At 38.6% G+C, this 17,517-nt stretch carries 9 protein-coding genes, 2 tRNA genes and 3 rRNA genes; 7 read left to right on the forward strand and 7 right to left on the reverse strand.

The genetic code is table 11. The features are described from left to right. Window positions 1-67 precede the first annotated feature (67 nt). The 4 genes from moaA (at window position 68) to queF (ending at window position 3,456) form a co-directional block, all read left to right on the forward strand. Window positions 68-1,066 (forward strand): GTP 3',8-cyclase MoaA, encoded by a 999-nt coding sequence (gene moaA / locus IP358_RS08365; RefSeq protein ID WP_006803255.1) that lies wholly within the window; start codon window positions 68-70, stop codon window positions 1,064-1,066. A 95-nt stretch (window positions 1,067-1,161) separates the two neighbouring features. After that, window positions 1,162-1,599 carry a Dps family protein gene (locus tag IP358_RS08370; protein WP_006803254.1) on the forward strand — a complete coding sequence of 146 codons (438 nt, stop codon included), beginning with the start codon at window positions 1,162-1,164 and terminating at the stop codon, window positions 1,597-1,599. A gap of 171 nt (window positions 1,600-1,770) precedes the next feature. Continuing rightward, the gene (gene gltS, locus IP358_RS08375; protein WP_040498884.1) at window positions 1,771-2,982 is read left to right on the forward strand and encodes a sodium/glutamate symporter; all 1,212 of its coding nucleotides are present in this window, start codon (window positions 1,771-1,773) and stop codon (window positions 2,980-2,982) included. A gap of 3 nt (window positions 2,983-2,985) precedes the next feature. Next, complete coding sequence (gene queF / locus IP358_RS08380; protein ID WP_006803252.1) at window positions 2,986-3,456, forward strand: preQ(1) synthase; 471 nt, start codon at window positions 2,986-2,988, stop codon at window positions 3,454-3,456. A 29-nt stretch (window positions 3,457-3,485) separates the two neighbouring features. Here queF and uvrB read toward each other — a convergent pair whose 3' ends face one another. Next, window positions 3,486-5,462 (reverse strand): excinuclease ABC subunit UvrB, encoded by a 1,977-nt coding sequence (uvrB, locus tag IP358_RS08385; protein WP_370525617.1) that lies wholly within the window; start codon window positions 5,460-5,462, stop codon window positions 3,486-3,488. A gap of 111 nt (window positions 5,463-5,573) precedes the next feature. Here uvrB and IP358_RS08390 point away from each other — a divergent pair, with 111 nt between their 5' ends. Next, window positions 5,574-7,166, forward strand: a complete 1,593-nt coding sequence (locus IP358_RS08390) for an ABC-F family ATP-binding cassette domain-containing protein (RefSeq protein ID WP_006803249.1) — start codon at window positions 5,574-5,576, stop codon at window positions 7,164-7,166. A 5-nt stretch (window positions 7,167-7,171) separates the two neighbouring features. Here the strand turns inward: IP358_RS08390 and IP358_RS08395 are convergent, their stop codons facing one another. Further along, a complete protein-coding gene (locus IP358_RS08395; RefSeq protein ID WP_006803248.1) occupies window positions 7,172-8,056 on the reverse strand; it encodes a fumarylacetoacetate hydrolase family protein in 885 nt (294 codons plus the stop codon). Between the two features lie 151 nt (window positions 8,057-8,207). On the opposite strand from IP358_RS08395, the gene IP358_RS08400 reads away from it, so the two are divergent. After that, window positions 8,208-8,744: a hypothetical protein gene (locus tag IP358_RS08400; RefSeq protein ID WP_006803247.1), complete on the forward strand. Its 537-nt coding sequence runs from the start codon at window positions 8,208-8,210 to the stop codon at window positions 8,742-8,744. After that, a complete protein-coding gene (locus IP358_RS08405; RefSeq protein ID WP_248613420.1) occupies window positions 8,741-11,206 on the forward strand; it encodes an ATP-dependent nuclease in 2,466 nt (821 codons plus the stop codon). The genes IP358_RS08400 and IP358_RS08405 overlap by 4 nt, the downstream gene beginning before the upstream one ends. A 204-nt stretch (window positions 11,207-11,410) precedes the next feature. Here the strand turns inward: IP358_RS08405 and rrf are convergent. From rrf to IP358_RS08430, 5 genes are all read right to left on the reverse strand, one after another. Next, window positions 11,411-11,526 (reverse strand): 5S ribosomal RNA (gene rrf / locus IP358_RS08410). 393 nt (window positions 11,527-11,919) lie between these two features. Beyond that, window positions 11,920-14,803 (reverse strand): 23S ribosomal RNA (locus IP358_RS08415). A gap of 443 nt (window positions 14,804-15,246) precedes the next feature. After that, window positions 15,247-15,322 (reverse strand) — tRNA-Ala (locus tag IP358_RS08420). Window positions 15,323-15,336: 14 nt separating this feature from the next. Then, a tRNA-Ile gene (locus IP358_RS08425) sits at window positions 15,337-15,413 on the reverse strand. A gap of 86 nt (window positions 15,414-15,499) precedes the next feature. After that, window positions 15,500-16,998: ribosomal RNA gene (locus IP358_RS08430) — 16S ribosomal RNA — on the reverse strand. Together the 16S, 23S and 5S rRNA genes with 2 tRNA genes alongside form the textbook arrangement of a ribosomal RNA operon. Window positions 16,999-17,517: the final 519 nt, after the last annotated feature.

A 17,517-nucleotide genomic window follows, 5' to 3' on the forward strand; every position in this document is an offset into this window, starting at 1 on the left:
ACAAAATTATAGCTTTTTTTTACAGGCTTTAGTATGATTACACACTTTAATTCTTTGGGAGTGGGCGTTGTTAGTTGATAGCTTTGGACGAACCATTGATTATATGCGAATTAGTGTAACAGAACGCTGTAATTTCCGCTGTGCTTATTGTATGCCAAATACACCAATGGATATAGGCGATGAAAGCTTAGATGTGCCCTTGGAATCTGTGCTAAACTTCATTAAAGTCGCCACCAGTGAAGGAGTGAAAAAAATTAGAATCACAGGCGGCGAACCACTTTTGCGCTCTAAAATCGTAGAATTTATCGCTAATATTTGTAAAATCGCTCCTCACATTGATATTGCCCTAACCACAAACGCCTTTTTGTTAGCTCCCATAGCACAAGACTTGAAAAATGCCGGCTTGAAGCGTATTAATATCTCTCTAGATTCCTTAAAAAAAGAAAATATTAAATGTATCTCCAAAAGAGATGGACTAGATAAGATTCTACTTGGCATTCAAGCCGCGCAAAAAGCAGGATTAAAAATTAAGCTTAATATGGTGCCATTGCGCGGGATTAATGATTGTGAGATTGTAGAGATTTTAGAATACGCCATAGGTTTAGGTGTGATGGTGCGTTATATTGAGTTTATGGAGAACACGCACGCAAAGAGCGAAATAAGAGGCTTAAAGTTAGTTGAAATTCTAGCGCATATCCACACAAAATACACAGCAAATATTTTTGAAAAAGAAATTTTTGGACCCGCCACGCTTTTTAAGATTCCAAAGGAAAATATCCAAAGCATTTTAGGCAAAACGCTAGATTGTGATTATGTTTTTGGTGTGATTGCACCACATAATGATGATTTTTGTAAAACTTGCAATCGTATCCGCCTAAGTAGCGAAGGCAAACTTATTCCCTGCCTTTACCACGAAAACGCTATTGACATCAAAGAAGCAATGCTGCAAGGCAACACGCAAGAGATTTTAGAGCGCTTAAAACTCTGTATCTCCACAAAGCCCGAGAAAAACGACTGGGATAGTGATACAGTCTCTAAGCGCGCTTTTTATCAAACAGGCGGATAAGTTAAAATCGGAAATTTAATTTTATAAATAATAATAATTTTCTTTTAAGATTAATTATAATATAATCCCACAAATCAAATTTTAAGGAGAAACTTATGAGCAAAGTTATTCAAAGCCTAAAACAAATTCAAGCAGATTCCGCTGTGTTTTACATTAAATTACACAATTACCACTGGAATGTTAAAGGATTAGATTTTCACCCTGTGCATTCAGCCCTAGAAGCAATGTATAATGAAGCAGCAGAACAAATGGATTCTGTGGCGGAGCGCGTGTTACAACTTGGCGATAAACCTTATGTCACACTAAAAGATATGCTAGCCGTTAGCAAAATCCAAGAAGATAGCGCGACAAGTTTTGATTCTAAAACTATCTTAACAAAAGTTTTACCAGATTATGAGCATTTTTTAAAGGCTTTTAGAGAGCTTTCAGATCTTGCGGGCGAAGCTAACGACAAAGCAAGCGTTGCACTAGCAGATGAAAAAATCGCAGATTTAGAGAAAGCAATTTGGATGCTAAAAGCACAGCTTGCATAATCAACTCTCTATTTAGAATCCTTATTTGGGATTCTAAATGCTACTTTTATTCTCATTTTATCCATACTGATACAAAAAATCTACAAAAAGATATAAAATTTTTAACTTCTTATGCGCTTCTAATTATTGCTACTTTAGAATAACACTCAATCTTCACAAAAAGGTATGTTTATGGTTTTAACATTTAATTTTTATGCAACCTTGCTTGCTATGGTTTTTGTTTTGCTTCTAGGAAGATTAATCATTAATCGCAGTAAATTTTTGCGCGATTATAATATCCCAGAGCCAGTAGTTGGTGGAATCATCGTTGCAATTTTGATTTTTATCCTTTATACCTATGGAAACATTGAACTCAAGTTTGATGGCTCATTAAAAGATCCTTTAATGCTTGCATTCTTTACAAGCATTGGTTTAAGCGCAGATTTTGCTTCACTTAAAAAAGGTGGAAAACTTTTAATAGGATTTTTGTTTATTGTAACAGGATTATTATTCTTGCAAAATATCGTGGGCGTCAGTGTAGCAACACTTCTAGGTGTAGATCCTACGGTTGGACTTTTAGGCGGCTCTGTTACAATGAGTGGAGGGCATGGCACAGGTGCCGCATGGGCAGATATATTCAAAAATCCACCTTATAGCTTTGGTGCTGCAATGGAAGTGGCGATGGCAAGTGCAACATTTGGGCTTGTAATGGGTGGAATTATTGGCGGTCCAGTGGCACACTATCTTGTCAAAAAACACAATTTAACACTTCCATCAGCAAGCATGCAAGAAGAAGCACCAACAGGCTTTGAAAAGCCGGAAAAGGAACGCTTAATTACTGCAACTTCCTTTATAGAATCCCTTGCGCTAATTGTTATTGCCTTATTTATTGGAACAGAAATCGCAAAACTCTTTCAGGGTGGTAGCTTCACATTGCCAACATTTGTTTGGTGCTTGTTTATTGGAGTAGTTTTACGCAATGTTTTACAAGCAACAAAGGTGCATCAGGTATTTGATAGAGAAGTTTCAGTTATTGGAAATGTCAGTTTATCGCTATTCCTTGCTTTTGCGCTAATGACAATCAACCTTTGGCAACTTGTATCTTTAGCGCTTCCTATGCTAATCATTCTTGCTTGCCAGGTTGTGATGATGGTGTTTTATGCGATATTTGTTACTTTTAGATTTTGCGGAAAAGATTATGATGCAGCCGTTCTTGCAGCAGGGCATTGCGGATTTGGACTTGGAGCAACACCAACAGCAATGGTAAATATGCAAACTGTAACGCAACACTATGGACCAAGCCACACAGCATTTATCGTTGTTCCACTTGTAGGTGCATTTTTCATCGATATTATTAATGCAATCGTAATTAGCGGAACGCTCAAGCTACCATTTTTTGGTTAATAGATGGAATCTCTAAAACATTTAGGCACAAGCACGCAATATGTGTTTAGTTATGATAAAAATCTTTTAGAAACCTTTGAAAACAAACACAAAGAGCGTGATTATTTTGTGAAATTTAATTGCCCAGAATTTACAAGTCTTTGCCCAATCACAGGGCAACCAGACTTTGCAACCATCTACATTAGTTACATTCCAGAGCTTAAAATGGTGGAATCTAAATCACTCAAACTTTATCTTTTTAGCTTCCGTAACCACGGAGAATTCCATGAAGATTGTGTAAATACTATTCTTAATGATTTAGTAGAACTTATGCAACCGCGCTATTTAGAAGTATGGGGAAAATTTACTCCACGCGGGGGAATTAGCATTGATCCTTATGCAAACTATGGAATCCCAAACACAAAATATGCAAAAATGGCAGAATACCGCTTGCTAAACCATGATTTATATCCAGAAAACATTGATAATCGTTAAGACTGGAATCTTAAATTAGATTCCAACTTTTATAATGCGCGCAGTTTTGCAATCTCATCGCGCAACCTTGCCGCCTCTTCAAACTCTAGCTTTTTAGCGGCTTCTTGCATTTGCTTGCTTAATTCTTTAACAAGCTTTTCCCTTTCGCTTTTTGGCATTTTTTCCTTACTTGCTTTTTTTGCCCTTTCATAAAGCATTCCCAAATCTTGATTTTTTAAGTCTTCATCAAGCTTCCTTGAAACACTCTGCGGTATGATGTTATGGGCTTTATTATAGGCTTCTTGCTTGGCTCTACGATAATCTGTAATTTCCATAGCCTTTTGCATAGAAGGCGTGATTTTAGAAGCAAAGAGCAGCACACGCCCATTAACATTTCTAGCAGCTCTTCCCATTGTTTGAATGAGGCTTGTTTCACTTCTTAAAAATCCTTCCTTATCCGCATCTAAAATCGCAACTAAGGACACTTCTGGCAAATCTAAGCCTTCGCGCAAAAGATTGATTCCCACTAAAATGTCAAACTCCCCTGCTCTTAAAGCGCGAATGATTTGATTGCGCTCAATGGCATCAATATCAGAGTGCATATAACGCACCCTTAAACCTAAATCATTGTAGTATTTCGTTAGCTCTTCTGCCATTTTTTTAGTGAGCGCAGTTACAAGCACTCTCTCTCCCCTTGCAATCACTTCTTTTGCCCTATCATAAAGAATTGTAACTTGCTTATCCACTTCTAACACTTCATACAAAGGATCTAGCAAACCTGTTGGACGGATTAACTGCTCCGCTGTATGTTCTTGGCTTAAGTCTAGCTCTTTTTGTGCAGGTGTTGCAGAAACAAAAAGAAAATGCGGTGCTTTTATGATAAACTCCTCATATTTTAGCGGACGATTATCCAAAGCGCTAGGCAAGCGGAATCCATATTCCACAAGCACTTCCTTGCGACTTCTATCGCCTGCATACATTCCTCCAAATTGTGGCAAGCTAACATGGCTTTCATCAACAATTAACAAATAAGGTTGATTTTTTTGCGCAAAATAATCTAACAAAGAATAAGGCGTTTCCCCGGGCTTTTTACCTGTTAAATGCCTTGCGTAGTTTTCAATCCCCTTACAAATCCCTGTTGCTTGTATCATTTCTAAGTCAAATTCTGTGCGTGATTTTAACCGCTCATATTCTACCATTCTACCTTGTTCTTTAAAAAACTTTAAGCGCAAATGTAACTCTTCTTCAATGCTTTTAACTGCCTGTTTTAACCTATCTGCCCCCACAATAAAAGGATTTGCCGCATAAAGCACAAAGGATTCTAACTTTTTAAGTGGCTTTTTCTCTATGGAATCTAAAAGCGTAATAGATTCTAATTCATCACCAAAAAACTCCAAACGCACAATCTCTTCTTCACTATATGCTGGAAAAATATCAATCACTTCCCCATTAACTCTAAAATCCCCCCTATCAAAAAAATTATCATTACGCTTATAGCCCATATCCACAAGGCGTAAAAGCAAAGATTTTTGATGGTAATCTTGTGCCACTTCAAACTTTTCAATCATTTCTAAATATTCTTTAGGATTTCCTAAACCATAATTTGCCGAAACGCTTGCCACAACCACGCAATCATCATAAGCCAAAAGCGAAGTTGTCGCGCTTAAGCGCAATCGCTCTAGCCCTTCATTAATACTAGAATCCTTTTCAATAAATAAATCTTGTCTTGGAATATAGGCTTCTGGCTGATAATAATCAAAGTGAGAAATGAAATATTCCACATGATTTTTTGGAAAGAAGCCTTGAAACTCGCTATAAAGCTGCGCAGCAAGAGTTTTGTTATGCGTCATAATCAAAGTTGGCATTTGTAATTCTTGTATGATATGTGCCATTGAAAAAGTTTTACCACTGCCTGTAACGCCAATTAGCGTTTGGTATTGACTGCCTTTTTTAATAAAAGAACTAAGTGTTTTAATGGCTTCTGGCTGGTCGCCTGATGGCTTAAATTGTGAGTGCAAAGCAAACATTATTTAACCTATTTATGGATTTTAAAAGTGCGTATTTTACCTTTCTTTTGATAAAATTACAGCGTTAATAAAATCTTATGTGGAATCCAAAACTTAAAAGAAAGGAAAATTATGGTTCAAATTACAGGGCTTGGTATGCAATATGCCACAAAAAAACTTTTTGAAAATGTGAATTTGAAATTAGATAAGGGCAAGCGCTATGGACTAATTGGAGCAAATGGAGCAGGAAAATCCACCTTTTTAAAAATCCTAAGTGGGGAGATAGAACACACAAGTGGCGATATTGCCTTTGACCCAAATGCGCGCTTAGGAGTGCTTGGACAAAATCAATTTGCTTTTGAGGATTACAGCATTAAAGATTGTGTGCTTTATGGAAACAAACGCCTTTATGATGCTATCAAAGAAAAAGAAAGATTATATAGCGAGGGGGATTTTAGCGATTCTGTGAATGAGCGTTTAGGGGAATTGGAGATGATTTGCGCCGAAGAAGACCCAACTTATGAATATGATGTGCAAATTGAAAAGATTTTAGAGGATTTAGGATTCCCTTCTAATCTCCACGAAAATTTAATGCAAACCCTAACAGGTGGCGATAAATTTAAGGTTTTGCTAGCGCAAGTGCTTTTTCCAAAGCCTGATATTCTCTTTTTAGATGAACCTACAAATAACCTTGATTTAAAGACAATTAGCTATCTTGAAGAGCAACTAAAGCGACACGAAGGCACACTTGTGGTCATCAGCCACGATAGACACTTTTTAAACAGCGTTTGCACGCATATTTTAGATTTAGATTTTAAAAGTGTGCGTGAGTTTAGCGGGAATTACGATGATTGGTATATTGCTTCTACTCTAATTGCAAAACAGCAAGAAATGGAGCGCAACAAAAAGCTTAAAGAAAAAGAAGAGTTAGAATCCTTTATTGCGCGCTTTTCTGCGAATGCGAGCAAGGCAAAACAAGCCACTTCACGCCAAAAGCAACTAGAAAAACTTGATATTAAAAACCTTGAAGTCTCAAGCCGCCGTGATCCTAGCATTGTTTTTAAGGCAAATCGCACCATTGGTAATGAAGCCCTAAACATCGAAAATCTTAGTTTTAATTATGGGGATTTGTGTGTATTAAAAAATTTAAACCTAACCATTCTGCCCGGTGATAAAATCGCACTTATTGGACGCAATGGAATTGGAAAAACTACATTTTGTGAGCTAATTTGTGAAAATTTAAAGCCAACAAGTGGAAGCATTAAATGGGGAGCAACAATTGAGCGGGGCTATTTTCCACAAAATACAACCGAACAAGTCAAAGGCGATGAAACGCTTTATGAATGGCTAAGGGGATTTGATAAGAAAAAGGAAGCAGGAGAGATTAGAAACGCACTTGGAAGAATGCTTTTTAATGGAGAAGAGCAAGAAAAAAGTGTGAATTCCCTAAGTGGTGGCGAAAAACATCGTATGATGCTAAGTAAGCTAATGCTAGAAGGGGGGAATTTTTTAGTGCTTGATGAACCTACAAACCACCTAGATTTAGAAGCCATCATCGCACTTGGTGAAGCCCTGTATAAATATAGCGGGAATGTGATTTGCATAAGCCACGATAGAGAGCTAATTGACGCGTATGCAAACCGCATTATTGAGTTTAAAGAAAACAATGAAATTGTAGATTTTCGCGGAAGCTATGAAGAGTATTTAGAATCGCAAAATATGTAGCGATTCTACTCTATAACATTGCATAAAATCCCGATTCCTTCTATCTCGCAGCGCACTTCATCTCCACTTTTTAGAAACTTTGGCGGTGTAAATCCCATTCCAACGCCACTTGGCGTCCCCATTGAAAGAATGCTCCCAGCTTGTAATTTACAATAAGAAGACAGCTCACAAATCACACTTGCCACATCAAAAATCATTAAAGAAGTGTGCGAATTTTGCCTAAGCTCCCCATTAACATAGCTTTTAATACTTAAATTTTGTGGATTTAACTCTGTTTCAATCCAAGGTCCCATAGGCAAACTACCCTCTAAACTCTTGCCCATATACCATTGCTTATGCTTTTGCTGCAAATTGCGCGCTGAAATATCATTTATAATGGTATAGCCAAAAACATACTCTAAAGCCTTATCTTTTGACACCCTATACGCATCGCGCCCGAGAATCACGCCAAGCTCCACCTCATAATCTAGTTGATTTGTAAGTTCTGCATGTGCTGGAATCTTAGCATTTGGAGCCACTGCCATATTCACGCGTTTGCTAAAATACACCGCATTTTCTCTTTTTTCATCTAAGGCTTCTTGTTTAAAGCGCGCGGATTCCTTAGCGTGCTCTAAATAATTAATCCCTAGACAAATCACATCTTGTTTAGGGTAAGGAATGGGAGATAGCAATTTCACAGAATCTAATGCGCACAAAGGTTCATATGCACTTGCTTGTTTTAGAGATTCTAACATTTCTTGTGTATGATGCGCGATAAACACATTCATATCTGCATAAATCTGTGGAATCTCGCTTTTAAAAATAGAGCTAAAGGGATAAACCAAATCTTTCTTCGCAACACCAAGTTGTGGAACATTGCTTAAAGGATGCAAAAATGTAATCAAACGCATAAAAAAATCCTTTAGAATTTTACAAAGATTTTAGCATAAATTACAAACATAAAGTAATAGGTTACTATATTTTACATATAACGTAAAAATATATTTACATAATATGTAAATATATGCTACAATATGCCATAAAAAATAAAAGGGCTCCCCATTGATATATAAAAATAAGGCTCAAAAGGTAAATCAATTTCCACCAAAACTACTAAGAGAGCGACTAAAAGAAGTTGAGATTCGGCTTGTAGATTTAGCGGACTTTTTAGGTATCTCTCGCCCCACCGCATACAAATTCATACAAATGTATGAGACAGGTTATAAGGACAGCATAGAAGCAAAGTTATTAAAATTCTTTGATTTTGTGATGACTGAAAAAGGGCTTGATAAAAGCAAGGCAATGAGCTATATCGTGGAAAATCTCGTGCAGCCAAAGACAAAAAGCACACAAGATAGGGCTCAAATCATTGCAAATCTTTTAAAAAAGGAGAACAGCGTGAAAATAGAATTTATTGATATGGTAGCACAAACGCAGGTGCTAGATCCTATTTTAGAGTATTTGCTAGAGTGCCAAAAGATTCTAGCAAAGAGCAAAAAGGCATTAAACGAAGAGGAAGTGGCAAAAATCACACCACTAAATGAGCTTTACAACAAGCTTGGCTTACGACTTGACATTAAGATAAAGGAGCAAAAATGAAAATAAATACGCGAAATATAGAATTTGAAAATTTTAGGAATCTAGGCATAAAAGATTCTAAGCAAGAAAATCTTAGCAATAAATTGCAACTAGGATCTATTGATAAAGAGCATATCGGTGGATTATTAGCCCTACTTGGCAGCAATAATGATGGAAAAAGTAATGTGTTAGATGGTTTGGCTAGTTTTTCAAATGCTGCACTAAAAGATAGCGATAAGCCAGACTATCGCGGACACAATGGAGAGCCAAAGCTAATCCTAGAGTATAAAATCACAGATGCAAAAACATTAGAAGCGATAACAGAATCCACAAAAGATACACAAGAGCAAGACATAAATTCTAATTTTTCGGGTAAAACTTTTGGGATATTTTTTACTGAAGGTAGCCTAGAAAAAGGTGTGGAGCGCAATGAAAGTGATACGCAAGAGGAGTATTGTGAGCTTATCCAAAATATGTTTGAAAGCTCTCAAGTATATGGAATCTATGGCTATGATGAAGCGGGAAATAGGAAAGAAATCCGCCTTATCTTGCTAGAGCATAATCGTATATTACTTTGCAGTGTAGATCAAGGTGGCAAGGCATTAAAGTGTTTTAGTGCCGTGCAGAAAAAACACAATGAGATTAAAGACAAAGATAGAGCAATTAAACTTGCTTGTAAGTTTGTAATTGGTGATACTAAAGCTCCCAAAAATTGTGATGACGCAAAAGAATTGCGAGAGTTTTTAAAGGACGAGTTTGAAAAAGCAGAATTCAACCAAACAGAATCTCAATCAAGCATTAGTGCTTCACAAGTGAAACCATACATTTTTAGGGCAACGCTAACACCTAATGGATTAGAAACAAATTTGCCAAAAGAGTTGGAAATATACAAAGATTTTGATATTGAACAGGCAAAAGAGCATATAAGAAAATGTTTAAGTCAAGTATTTAAAGTTTTTGGAGATTCTTATTATAATCGCAATGATAAAGAAGCGATACAGAATCTTCAAACATCTCTTAATCAACACAAAGAACTAGAAAGTCTGCAGAGATTATACAAGAACTTAAAAGATGCTGTTAAGAATAATTCCTCGCTTAAAAGAGATGAGGATCTACAAACTCTCTTGCAAACACCACTTAAGAGTTTCCAAAAAGATATGCAAAGGCAAAAGGATAGAGATATTATTAAAGAGCATTTTGATATTGCATTTTTGCCCAACATCGTGCTGTATAAAGAAAATGCAATTGCCAAAAAGGACTTAAAAGTAGAGCCTAGCAAGATAAGCGAATCAGACTTCTTTCAAGCACTTTTTACAATCTTGGAGAGAAATATAGCGATGATACAAGAGGCTTACGAAAAAGATGATAGCGATTATCTCACCACCACGCAAGATGAGATTAACGATCTTTTTACAAGCACGATCAACAAACGCTTTAATGATTTGTATTGTTTAGAGCAATCTGTGTATAGCTTTCATATTAAATTAGATTCTGCATTTGTGGAGCTAAGTATAAGAAAAAATAATGACACTATCAATCTAGAGCGACAAAGCACAGGGTTTAGAAAATTTTTCAATCTCTTTTTTAACTTTCTCTACAAAGGCGAGATTGGCAGGGGCGATATTGTCTTAATTGATGAACCAGAAAATAGCCTAAGCATACCCACCCAAAAGGATTTGCGTAAGTTTCTTAAAGACTATGGCATGAAAAGTGGGATTTTATTTATCATTGCTACACACTCGCCCTATATGCTAGATATTACCCACCTTGATGAAGTGCGGATTGTAAAGGCATTAAATTCTTTAGAATCTAATGGTAATGGCAAAGGCTCACTTATTATTAATGACTTTTCAATGCTAGGCTATGGAGAAAGTGATGCGTTAAATGATATATGCAAAGCATTAGGTGATAACATTAGGTTTGATGAAACAAGGCTTATATTTGTAGAGGGTATTATGGATTACAATATTCTAAACGCATATAGTCAAATTTATGATTACAAAGATTCTAATAAGCTTATATTTTTGCCTCTTAGCGGACTTGGCGGTAAAGACGATACAGAACCTAGTAATGAAAATAACGATGAAGAACTACATTTTAGCGATGAGCAAAAACAAAAAGCACAAAATCTCATTACTTTTGCAAAAAGATTGCGTATCCACCCCATTTTGCTAGTAGATAATGACAAAGCAGGACAAGCTATGAAGAACGGTGCAGAAAAAGAATTTACACATAAGCTTTCGGTAATTACACTGCAAGACCCATTTCAAAACGGCAGAATCTCCGTTAAAACAATAGAAACACTCTTTGATGATAAAGATAGAGAAAGACTCTACATTGACAACTGGAAGTCTAATAAGATAGCAGGCACTGCTTCAAGCTCATTTAAAAATTCAAATCTGGATAATCTTAGTGATACCAGCACAAATCACTTCAAAATCTTATTCAAATATCTTGTTGAGTTTAATAAAGAAATAAATTGAACACAAGTTTCAAGAAATCAATGCAGATTAATCACATAACAAGGGCAATACAATCTCACAACGAGATTTCTTGCTCATTTATGCTACACACAAACAACTTAGCTTATATCAACCATTAAAGCCCAAACAAAGTAAAACTTAAAATGAAAGAATTAATCCCTACGAAGCAAATGCAGAATCCAACACAATCTTATTACACTCTCATCTCCGCACCGTCCTACTTTACCACTCCTGAAAGGAGCAGTATCATCAGCGAAGAAGAGCTTAACTTCTAGGTTCGGAATGGAGCTAGGTGGAACCTCTTCTCTATTAGCACGAAGATGACAATGTAATACTCATAAATAATACTAAGCCTATATAAGCTTTATCCCTTTAAAGCATAACCTAAGTAACTTTACTAACACTTTAGCAAAGATTTTAAAAGAATCTAGGTTTAATATTTAAATTATGATACTAAGCCTATATAAGTTAATTTGATTAAATACTTTAAAAGAAAAGTAAAATCAACCAAATAAGTCTTTAATCATTTAACTCTTTAAAGTTTCAATTTTTAAAGCTTGAATTCTTTAGAAGCTTTTAAATCTTTATCTTAATATCCTTTTAGCTACTTAAACTATTCTAAAGGCTTTAAAGATATTAAGAGATACTATAAGTAATGCAATAACTAAAAATCTATCTTAATGGATTACACTCATTAAGGCAGTGGCTTTTTATCAATTAAGCCAAACGGTCTATTAGTAGTAGTCAGCTAAACATATTACTATGCTTACACCCCTACCCTATCAAGCAGGTAGTCTTCCTGCGACCTTCAGGGAAAGTTCATCTTGGAGTTGGCTTCACGCTTAGATGCTTTCAGCGTTTATCACATCCATACGTAGCTACGCTGCGATGCCCATAGCAGGACAACAGCTACACCAGTGGTATGTCCATCCCGGTCCTCTCGTACTAGGGACAGATCTCCTCAACTTTCCTACGCCCACGGCAGATAGGGACCGAACTGTCTCACGACGTTCTGAACCCAGCTCGCGTACCGCTTTAAATGGCGAACAGCCATACCCTTGGGACCTGCTCCAGCCCCAGGATGCGATGAGCCGACATCGAGGTGCCAAACCTCCCCGTCGATGTGAGCTCTTGGGGGAGATCAGCCTGTTATCCCCGGGGTACCTTTTATCCTTTGAGCGATGACCCTTCCACACAGAATCACCGGATCACTATGACCGACTTTCGTCTCTGCTTGACTTGTTTGTCTTACAGTCAGGCTGGCTTATGCCATTACACTCTACAAATGATTTCCAACCATTTTGAGCCAACCTTTGCAAGCCTCCGTTACTTTTTAGGAGGCGACCGCCCCAGTCAAACTACCCACCAGGCATTGTCCTACTAGAGGATAACTCTAGCTAGTTAGCAGACAGAAACATTAAGGGTGGTATCTCAACGGTGGCTCCATCTCTACCGGAGTAAAGATTTCAAAGCCTCCCACCTATGCTGCGCATAATGCTCCCATCGGCAGTGCCAAGCTGTAGTAAAGGTCCACGGGGTCTTTCCGTCTTGCCGCGGGTAGGAGGAATTTTCACCTCCACTACAATTTCACTGAATCACTCTTTGAGACAGCTCCCATCTCGTTACGCCATTCATGCAGGTCGGTATTTAACCGACAAGGAATTTCGCTACCTTAGGACCGTTATAGTTACGGCCGCCGTTTACTCGGGCTTCAATTCAAAGCTTCACCTTGCGGCTGACTAATCCTCTTAACCTTCGAGCACCGGGCAGGCGTCACACCTTATACTTCCTCTTACGAGTTGGCAAAGTGCTGTGTTTTTGGTAAACAGTCGGGAGGGACTCTTTGCTGAGACCACTTAAAGTGGCACACCTTATCGCGAACTTACGGTGTTAGTTTGCAGAGTTCCTTAAAGAGAGTTCTTTCACGCGCCTTAGAATACTCATCTCATCTACCTGTGTCGGTTTACGGTACGGGCAACATTAGCTAAACTTAGAGGCTTTTCTTGGCACGACGATCTTAACAATTCACACCGCTACCCGAAGGTTTTGGTATGCCTGTTGGGTTTGGGATACGGGAGCGGATTTACCAATCTCCTAACTTGCACCCTTCGACTGACACTTCTATCCGTCAGCTTGTCTTGACCCTATGCGTCCCCCCATCGCACACTAATGTTGGTATAGGAATATTAACCTATTTTCCATCGACTACCCATTTCTGACTTGTCTTAGGACCCGACTAACCCTACGATGACGAGCATAGCGTAGGAAACCTTAGATTTTCGGCGAAGTGGATTCTCACCACTTTTATCGCTACTCATTCCTGCATGCTCACTTCACACCGCTCCACCACTCCTTACCGGTATGGCTTCAACGCTGATGTGAACGCTCTTCTACCACTGTGCATCAGCACAATCTACAACTTCGGTGTCTATCTTAGCCCCGTTATATTTTCAGCGCAGAATCACTAGACCAGTGAGCTGTTACGCTATCTTTAAAGGATGGCTGCTTCTAAGCCAACCTCCTGGTTGTCTGAGTAACTCCACATCTTTTTCCACTTAGAATAGAACTTTGGGACCTTAGTTGGTAGTCTGGGTTGTTCCCCTTTAGACGATTGATTTTATCACCCACCGCCTGACTCCCAAGATACGGTAATAGGTATTCGTAGTTTGACAGGGGTTGGTACCGCGGTGAGCAGCCCTAGCCCAATCAGAGCTCTACCCCCTATTACTATCACTTGAGGCTATACCTAAATATATTTCGAAGAGAACCAGCTATCACTGAGTTTGATTGGCCTTTCACCCCTATCCACAGCTCATCCCAACCCGTTTCAATGGGTACGAGTTCAGTCCTCCGGTAGGTGTTACCCCACTTTCAACTTGGCCATGGATAGATCACTCAGCTTCGGGTCTGCAGCATCTGACTAAATCGCCCTTTCAGACTCGCTTTCGCTACGGCTTCACATTAGTTTAACCTTGCCAGATACCACAACTCGCAGGATCATTATGCAAAAGGCAGTCCATCACCCTGATAAATCATAGGGCTCTGAATGATTGTAGGCAAATGGTTTCAGGTTCTATTTCACTCCGCTCACTGCGGTTCTTTTCACCTTTCCCTCACGGTACTGGTTCGCTATCGGTGTAGTAGTAGTATTTAGGGTTGGAGAGTGGTCTCCCCTGCTTCAGCCCGGATTTCACGTGTCCTGACCTACTCTGGATCCTGCTACCTAGAAAGACTCTTTCATATACGGGGCTATCACCCTCTGTGGCTATCCTTTCCAGAATGTTCTATTAGAGTCTCTCCGTGGATGTTGCAGTCCTCAACCCCAGTAGCAAGCTACTGGTTTGCCCTGTTCCCCGTTCGCTCGCCGCTACTAAGAGAATCTCTATTGATTTCTTTTCCTCTAGTTACTGAGATGTTTCACTTCACTAGGTTCGCTCCATTTAAGGTAATACATATTGCTATGTATTGGGTTGCCCCATTCGGAAATCTATGGATCAAAGCATCTTGACAGCTCCCCATAGCTTATCGCAGTCTAGTACGTCCTTCATCGCCTCTACTACCCAAGGCATCCACCATTTGCCCTTCACAAGCTTAACTGACTTTATATTCTAACGCCACTGCCTTAATGAATGCAATGCAAACATTAAGACAATCTTTAGTTATTTGCGTGATTGTAGTTATTACTTATATAGGCTTTGACAATGTGTTGTTAAATATCATTTAGAATCTCTACTAAATCTATTAGGTTTTATAAAGATTCTAATGTAAATGTTTGAGATTTAAAACACTTACATTAGAATCACTTGAGAATCACTTTAATTATCTAAGTATATCCCAGAATTACTTTAAAAATATTATTTAAAGAAATAAAAAGTTTATCTTTTATTGTTAATTCTATTACATTAGGCATTAATATCACATACTAACAGGCTTACTTATATTTAAAAAGTTAGCTTTTATAGATAACATATTTAAGTATAACTCATTTACAAATAAACTGCTCTACTAAATTTGTTATTAGCGCATTGTCTTTTAAGACTTGGTGGAGAATAGCGGGATCGAACCGCTGACCTCCTGCGTGCAAAGCAGGCGCTCTCCCAGCTGAGCTAATTCCCCAAAAGAATTTCATCTGGTGGGCTTAGGAGGACTTGAACCTCCGACCTCACCCTTATCAGGGGTGCGCTCTAACCACCTGAGCTATAAGCCCCTACTTAAAGTCTTATGATCTCTGAAAACTAAGCAGGATAAAGAACAACTTAAACTCAATAAACAAATATTGAGTTATCTCTCTTGAAAGGAGGTGATCCAACCGCAGGTTCACCTACGGTTACCTTGTTACGACTTCACCCCAGTCGCTGCATCCGCCGTGGGCGGTAGCCAGTTTGGCATTCCGACTTAAGGCGAATACAACTCCCATGGTGTGACGGGCGGTGAGTACAAGACCCGGGAACGTATTCACCGCAACATTGCTGATTTGCGATTACTAGCGATTCCAGCTTCATGTAGTCGAGTTGCAGACTACAATCCGAACTGAGATATGTTTTATAGATTTGCTCCACCTCGCGGTATTGCTTCTCTTTGTACATACCATTGTAGCACGTGTGTAGCCCTAGGCGTAAGGGCCATGATGACTTGACGTCATCCTCACCTTCCTCCTCCTTACGAAGGCAGTCTCCTTAGAGTGCTCTACCGAATAGTTAGCAACTAAGGACGAGGGTTGCGCTCGTTGCGGGACTTAACCCAACATCTCACGACACGAGCTGACGACAGCCGTGCAGCACCTGTTTTCAAGTTCTAGCAAGCTAGCACTCCACTATCTCTAGCGGATTCTATCAATGTCAAGCCTAGGTAAGGTTCTTCGCGTATCTTCGAATTAAACCACATGCTCCACCGCTTGTGCGGGTCCCCGTCTATTCCTTTGAGTTTTAATCTTGCGACCGTACTCCCCAGGCGGAATGCTTAATGCGTTAGCTGCATTACTGGAGTGACAAGCACCCCAACAACTAGCATTCATCGTTTAGGGCGTGGACTACCAGGGTATCTAATCCTGTTTGCTCCCCACGCTTTCGCGCATCAGCGTCAGTAATGTTCCAGCAGGTCGCCTTCGCAATGAGTATTCCTCTTGATCTCTACGGATTTTACCCCTACACCAAGAATTCCACCTACCTCTCCCATACTCTAGAATAATAGTTTCAAATGCAGTTCTATGGTTAAGCCATAGGATTTCACATCTGACTTATTATCCCGCCTACGCGCTCTTTACGCCCAGTGATTCCGAGTAACGCTTGCACCCTCCGTATTACCGCGGCTGCTGGCACGGAGTTAGCCGGTGCTTATTCGTTAGATACCGTCATAATCTTCTCTAACAAAAGGAGTTTACAATCCGAAAACCTTCATCCTCCACGCGGCGTTGCTGCTTCAGGGTTTCCCCCATTGAGCAATATTCCCTACTGCTGCCTCCCGTAGGAGTCTGGACCGTGTCTCAGTTCCAGTGTGTCCGATCACCCTCTCAGGCCGGATACCCGTCATAGCCTTGGTGAGCCATTACCTCACCAACAAGCTGATAGGACATAGGCTGATCCTTTAGCGAAAAACCTTTCCCCCGTAGGGAATATCCGGTATTAATCACCGTTTCCAGTGGCTATCCCAGACTAAAGGGCACATAACCTATGCATTACTCACCCGTGCGCCACTAATCCACTTCTAGCAAGCTAGAAGCTTCATCGTTCGACTTGCATGTATTAGGCACGCCGCCAGCGTTCACTCTGAGCCAGGATCAAACTCTCCATAAAAATTATGGAAGTTTGTATCAAAAATAAATAATGATTGCAAACTCTCCATAAGATAAAGAAAGAAAAGCTTAAAAGAATAAAGATTTAAAGATTCTCTAAAGAGTTTCTTTAAATTTTAAGATTTAAGTTTTACTTGGTTTTAGATTCTTATTAATAAGTTTAAATTATCTAAAAAGAATCTGTGTTTGGATTAGTTTGTCCTAAAATCTCAAAATCTCTGTTTTAGATTTGTGTTTTATGCAAACAATCTTTAGTGTGCTTTAGTTATAAGTTTAGTAAAAAGTTCCAAAATATAAAGAAAGAATTAATCTTTCTATAATAAGAAACTCAAAAAAATATAAACTTTTAACAAATGACATAAAGACTGCTTTAAAGAATAAAACCACAAAGCAATAAATTGAGTTTGTTGTATAAGAATTTAGAAAATAATTTAAGAAGTTGTTGTTCTTTATTATTTCCTGCTTAGTTGTCAAAGATCATTTAACTTTAATGCGCATACTACATTAATATGTATATTAC

The sequence above is a fragment of the Helicobacter winghamensis ATCC BAA-430 genome (assembly GCF_028751035.1).
Lineage (GTDB): Bacteria > Campylobacterota > Campylobacteria > Campylobacterales > Helicobacteraceae > Helicobacter_D > Helicobacter_D winghamensis.

What these genes read in the sequence shown, in the direction of transcription:
- IP358_RS08370 (WP_006803254.1), top strand. Translation starts at nt 1,162, where the DNA reads ATGAGCAAAGTTATTCAAAGCCTAAAACAAATTCAAGCAGATTCCGCT.
- gltS (WP_040498884.1), top strand. Translation starts at nt 1,771, where the DNA reads ATGGTTTTAACATTTAATTTTTATGCAACCTTGCTTGCTATGGTTTTT.
- queF (WP_006803252.1), top strand. Translation starts at nt 2,986, where the DNA reads ATGGAATCTCTAAAACATTTAGGCACAAGCACGCAATATGTGTTTAGT.
- uvrB (WP_370525617.1), bottom strand. Translation starts at nt 5,462, where the DNA reads ATGTTTGCTTTGCACTCACAATTTAAGCCATCAGGCGACCAGCCAGAA.
- IP358_RS08390 (WP_006803249.1), top strand. Translation starts at nt 5,574, where the DNA reads ATGGTTCAAATTACAGGGCTTGGTATGCAATATGCCACAAAAAAACTT.
- IP358_RS08395 (WP_006803248.1), bottom strand. Translation starts at nt 8,056, where the DNA reads ATGCGTTTGATTACATTTTTGCATCCTTTAAGCAATGTTCCACAACTT.
- IP358_RS08405 (WP_248613420.1), top strand. Translation starts at nt 8,741, where the DNA reads ATGAAAATAAATACGCGAAATATAGAATTTGAAAATTTTAGGAATCTA.